The organism is Thalassotalea sp. G20_0, from assembly GCF_017744175.1.
Taxonomy (GTDB): domain Bacteria; phylum Pseudomonadota; class Gammaproteobacteria; order Pseudomonadales; family Endozoicomonadaceae; genus Endozoicomonas.
This window is the reverse complement of sequence record NZ_JAGHQV010000530.1, coordinates 1-525: the sequence shown is the minus strand read 5'-3', so window position 1 is coordinate 525 and position 525 is coordinate 1. Positions and strand designations below refer to the sequence as shown.

General features: G+C 43.8%; 1 pseudogene. It reads left to right on the top strand.

Annotation, left to right across the window (positions count from 1 at the left end):
- Positions 1-155: 155 nt before the first annotated feature.
- A pseudogene (locus J7438_RS27405) lies at positions 156-525 on the top strand (hypothetical protein); the annotation flags it as partial.

Here is a 525-nt window from a genome sequence, read left to right as displayed (position 1 = left end):
AGAGTTCCTGCAAGGATAAACCAGTTGTCACAGCAATTCCCGACGAATCCTGAAGCACTACAGCTACATGAGATGCAGAATAGGTAAAAAAATCATGCCCGCACAATTCTTCGCCAGAAATTGTATGTTACTCAATCGTTGTCGTCGGGTCAGTCATGGGTACGGCTATTCAGAAAAATGTCAGGCAATTCAGTGCTTCTTACTTGATAAAAACAGTGTCAGAATGTTTTGACAGCATCCAAGATCTTTATCTGGTTCCTATTGATGATACTGGCCTCTTTTATTCGGGAACCTGCCGATGTGATGACTGCTGCATTAAAAACGAGGGCAAGAAAAATCAAACCTTTTACCACAATACTACAGGCGGCTGTATCATCCATCCGCCCAGAAAAACCGTTATTCCTTTAGCGCCGGAAGCGATTTGCCGACAGGATGGTTCCACAAAAAATGATTGTGAAAAAGCGGCAATAAGACGTTTTCTGGCGCAGACAAAACACGACCATCCTCGCCTGAAACTGGTGATTC